Raw genomic sequence first — 3,625 nt, 5'->3', positions numbered from 1 at the left:
TGTTAGCCATTGCGCTGGTTGTTTTCCTGGTAGCGAAGAACAAACGGGACCGGAAACGGATTTACCCTACTGAAGATCCTGTACAGGAAGAGGTGCAGGATGAGCAAAGAAGAGAGGAGGAGTTATAGTATTTTGAGGAGGCTGCAGCAGCAGCCATGATTCGCCAATGCAATAGTTGTTAACCTGTATTAATAATATAACGGTGATTGGCTGGTATGACGCAGGCGCACAATGTGAATTGCATTTTGCGTTATATGGTACGAGATTCTATAACGATACTTTTCAAATGCCCGCCAGCTGCCATCGTTGTTCTTTTTGTATCTGTCAACAGGGAACATTTCCGGATGCAGGGCTATTTTATCGGCAATATCAACGATAACAGAAATGGCCTTCAGGGCATTTGCAGGAGAATCCTGTTTTATATACTCGAAGGCTTTCTTTAATTCAGCGGATGCCTGGGGTGTCCAAACAGTTACCATTTAGCGATTTCCTTCCGCAGCTGCTCATTAGTTATATAATTACCCTTTAATATCTCCGCTTCGCCCTCTTCCAGCTCCTGGTTGTATTCTTCCAGGGTTTGAGGCCGGTCTATTGTCTGAAAACCGATCCCCATTAATTTCAGGGTGCGGAGTAACCATTCTTTTTTGGAAGAATCATTAATCCCATCAAAATCAATAAGAATATCCATAGACCCCACTTTTGTTGATAAAGTTACAGAATATTAAATTATTTCCTTTAGTCACGCCCCGTCAGGCAGGCTGGCAGCGGTATAATACAAGGGTATTTGCGCCAGCCTGTCCATAACGGACTGAATATGCTGCTGCAGCAGCTAGGAATTACATACGTCCAGAATACGGAAACGCTTTAAACCCGCCGGCACCCGCCATAATACCTCCTCTCCTTTCCGGAAGCCGATTAGTGCGGTTCCGAGGGGTGTTAATACAGATACCTGCTGCTTACCCATATCGGCCTGTTCCGGCAGCACAATCATAAAATTCATAACCCGCTCTGTTTCAAGGTTCAATACCGTAACCTTTGAATTCAGCCGCACGGTATGCGGCGGAAAAGCATCGTTCTTTACAATAATGGCCCGGCTCAGCTCATGGCCTAACGACATTTCCATTATCTCTCCCTCCATACTGCCGGCCAGGGGCTTCAGCAGGTTATAATCTTCTTCCGTGATCACAACAGGATTCATACTTTTTGTTTTCATCATTAATATTTTTAGTTAAATAATATGCACAGTTATAAGCGCTGCTTATTTTTCACGGCTTCTTTTACGCACAACAGTAAGCAGCAGCAGTATTGCCGTAAAAGGCAATAATAAATACCATTCCCAGCCAAGCATTAATCCATTCCTTAGCACAATGGCGTTAAGCAGTACCAGCAGCAAGGTAACCATACCTGCTACCGGAACTGTAGAACGATCCCGGTTCATACGAACGTGGTTTAATTAAGAATAAAAAACAGGAAATACACCGGTAAACAGCCCCAAGCCTTTATCAGTTGCAGGCCTGGGCTACCGTGTTAAAGTCTTTAAATGTGGAGAAGTAATATAATTCGGGGCAGAACGGGAAAAACTCCGTAAAAGAGCAGATATAGCTGTTCTTTACACCTGGCACAAAATGCCATGTAAAGCCGGTAAGGTGTTTGTTATGTGCTATAGCCGCCATAGCAATAAATATACGAATTAAATCTGAATAACCGAAGCGCTGCATGACTTGCGCGTATAGAAAACGGATGCCCGGCAGGCAATTGACGGCCGCCGGGCATCCTGTATACAATTTATTACTATTCTCCCAGGTAAAAATGAAAGCTGTCGCCTCTTAACCCTATGCGCATGGCTTCCAGGGCTACTACCTCATGCGGGGCAATATTACCCAGGTTGGCGTTGCAGCCTATAAGCTCCAGGAAATACAGCTGCTGGTTCTTCCGGGGCGCTTCCCATATGATTTTTTCATGGGGAATTCTTGTAAGGATCTCCTGCACCAACCCTTCGCGCACTTCGCCGGAGTCGCGGTACAGGCCAACCGTGCCCGACTCCCGGGCTTCTGCTATTACATATTGCGCGCCGGCTTCCATTTCTGTTTTCATCAGCTCAATCCATTTATAAGGCGGGGTAATGTGCTGCCGGTCCTTATCTTTGGAGCCTACCTCACTGTAAACAGTACCCAGCTTTGCCAGTTTTTCGATATAACCGCATTTTTCAGCATGGGGAATATCAATAGACCCGTCTGATACCTCTATATGCGTAATACCGTATTCTTTTATGGCTTTCACATAATCTTCGTACTGGTTGCGCACCAGGAATGCTTCAAACAGCAGGCCGCCAAAATAAACGGCAATATTGTGGGATTGATAAATCTTAATTTTCTCTGCCAGGTTAGGCGTTACGTGCGCAGTGCCGAACGCCAGCTTTGCTATATCTATATGCGGAGCCGCGGCAGACAGGAGGTCTTTTGTTTCCTGCAGGCTTAACCCTTTGTCTGTAACCATTGTAAGCCCATAGGTACGTGGCTGCCTGGTGCGCCCGGGTATCTTGTCCAGGTTAAAATTCATTGTTTGCATGATTGATTCCGGGGGCAAAGATAGTATAACAAGATGGCGCTCCAAAATAGCAAACAGGGGCGCCCCCTATTTGCCTGCCGCTTCCTGCAATGTTTTTATATCCAGCTTCTTCATTTGCATTACAGCGGCCATTACCTTGCCGGATGTTTGCGCGTCGCCTCCCAGCAGATCGGCAAGTATGCGGGGCACTACCTGCCATGACAGGCCAAACTGGTCTTTCAGCCAGCCGCATATTTTTGCTTTTTCATCGCCGCCCTCAGATAGTTTCTCCCAGTAGTAATCAATTTCTTCCTGGGTATCGCAATACACAATGAATGAAACAGCTTCGTTGAACTTAAAGTGCGGGCCGCCGTTCAATGCCAGAAACGACTGGCCGTCCAGCTCAAACTCCTGTGTAAGCACCGTGCCTTCGGGCATGCCGTGCACTTCCCGGCCTTCGCTGCCATAATAGCTGGTTCTCCCGATCTTTGAGTTTTTAAAAACAGAAGTGTAAAACTTAACGGCCTGCTCCGCATTTTTATCAAACCATAAGTTGGGGGTGATCTTTTGCGCTACAATTTTCTTTTCCATAAAATAGTGTTTTTTGTTTGCTGTTGTTTTAGCAAAGGTAGGTGCAGGGCGCAAAACAGGCCGCGTGCAAACACGACATAAATAAGGGGTTAATGCGCCATAATACGGCAGGGGCTGCGCTTTAACAGCACAGCCCCTGCATGGTGTTGTTATATGTTTTAATACCTGCTTATCTTCTGTCGCGCAGCACTTTCATAAAGTAGCCGCCTACCACGCTGCGGGCCTGGAACCCAACCATTTTACCATTGGTGGTTTCATGCCAGTCAGACAAGGGTACGCGGGACGGTGTTTCCGTGGCGAACTTATACACCGGGTTTACCAGCGCATCAAAATCGGCGCGGTTATCTGTCATGGCAGCCGTCCACAATATCCAGTCTGATTTGGTGTAGGCTTTACGGCTGTCCAGCGGTAAGCCATATTCATTCTGGTGCGCCAGGTAGTATTTGATTTCCGTATCATACACTTTTTGCGGAAACAGGTTCAGGTG

8 protein-coding genes are annotated in these 3,625 nt (G+C 46.6%); all 8 read right to left on the bottom strand.

Going from position 1 to position 3,625, the window contains the following annotated elements; translation table 11 throughout:
• Window positions 1-188: 188 nt before the first annotated feature.
• On the bottom strand, window positions 189-479 hold the full coding sequence (locus VFS25_RS09290) for a type II toxin-antitoxin system RelE/ParE family toxin (RefSeq protein ID WP_326461857.1): 291 nt from the start codon (window positions 477-479) through the stop codon (window positions 189-191).
• On the bottom strand, window positions 473-688 hold the full coding sequence (locus VFS25_RS09285; RefSeq protein WP_326461856.1) for a hypothetical protein: 216 nt from the start codon (window positions 686-688) through the stop codon (window positions 473-475). Before VFS25_RS09285 ends, VFS25_RS09290 begins: the two co-directional genes overlap by 7 nt.
• Before the next feature lie 141 nt (window positions 689-829).
• The gene (locus VFS25_RS09280; protein ID WP_326461855.1) at window positions 830-1,198 is read right to left on the bottom strand and encodes a GreA/GreB family elongation factor; all 369 of its coding nucleotides are present in this window, start codon (window positions 1,196-1,198) and stop codon (window positions 830-832) included.
• A gap of 60 nt (window positions 1,199-1,258) precedes the next feature.
• Window positions 1,259-1,438 carry a hypothetical protein gene (locus VFS25_RS09275; RefSeq protein WP_326461854.1) on the bottom strand — a complete coding sequence of 60 codons (180 nt, stop codon included), beginning with the start codon at window positions 1,436-1,438 and terminating at the stop codon, window positions 1,259-1,261.
• Window positions 1,439-1,502: 64 nt separating this feature from the next.
• The gene (locus VFS25_RS09270) at window positions 1,503-1,673 is read right to left on the bottom strand and encodes a hypothetical protein (protein WP_326461853.1); all 171 of its coding nucleotides are present in this window, start codon (window positions 1,671-1,673) and stop codon (window positions 1,503-1,505) included.
• A gap of 118 nt (window positions 1,674-1,791) precedes the next feature.
• The gene (locus VFS25_RS09265; protein WP_326461852.1) at window positions 1,792-2,568 is read right to left on the bottom strand and encodes a phosphosulfolactate synthase; all 777 of its coding nucleotides are present in this window, start codon (window positions 2,566-2,568) and stop codon (window positions 1,792-1,794) included.
• A gap of 66 nt (window positions 2,569-2,634) precedes the next feature.
• The gene (locus VFS25_RS09260; protein ID WP_326461851.1) at window positions 2,635-3,138 is read right to left on the bottom strand and encodes a VOC family protein; all 504 of its coding nucleotides are present in this window, start codon (window positions 3,136-3,138) and stop codon (window positions 2,635-2,637) included.
• A gap of 169 nt (window positions 3,139-3,307) precedes the next feature.
• On the bottom strand, window positions 3,308-3,625 hold a 318-nt coding region (locus tag VFS25_RS09255; protein ID WP_326461850.1), incomplete at its 5' end, for a DUF1793 domain-containing protein.

This window comes from Chitinophaga sp., assembly GCF_035761305.1.
Classification (GTDB): Bacteria; Bacteroidota; Bacteroidia; order Chitinophagales; family Chitinophagaceae; genus Chitinophaga.
Note: the sequence above shows the minus strand (reverse complement) of the source record. Positions and strands in the feature narration are given on the sequence as shown.